This is a genomic window from Staphylococcus sp. GDX8P80P (genome assembly GCF_017893095.1).
Classification (GTDB): domain Bacteria; phylum Bacillota; class Bacilli; order Staphylococcales; family Staphylococcaceae; genus Staphylococcus; species Staphylococcus borealis.
This window is the reverse complement of sequence record NZ_JAESMI010000238.1, coordinates 1-304: the sequence shown is the minus strand read 5'-3', so window position 1 is coordinate 304 and position 304 is coordinate 1. Positions and strand designations below refer to the sequence as shown.

Sequence of the window (304 nt, the reverse complement as noted above, 5' to 3'; positions counted from 1 at the left end):
GATAATTAAATGCCTCTAGCGTTTCATATGGTTTAAGAAATAATTTCCAATAACATTTATACTTGTTATAAAGCGGTCTATTAGAAGTTTTAAAGCCATTCATTATGTGAACTCTAGACATATTTAAAGCTCGATTTAAAGATTGTACAATATGAAAACGATCAATAATAATCTTCGCATTAGGAAATAATTGCTTGATTAGCGAAATATATGTTTCATACTTATCAATCGTTACTTTTTTGACTTTTTGTCTTAGTTTCAAAGAATAGCGATTAATATGATCTTTTAACGCTTTCAATTTACG

Annotated in this window: 1 protein-coding gene; it reads right to left on the bottom strand. The window is 27.0% G+C overall.

What is annotated here, in order from left to right; all coding sequences use genetic code 11:
- A partial coding sequence (locus KA858_RS12615; protein ID WP_210135848.1) for a transposase occupies positions 1-304 on the bottom strand: 304 nt, incomplete at both ends.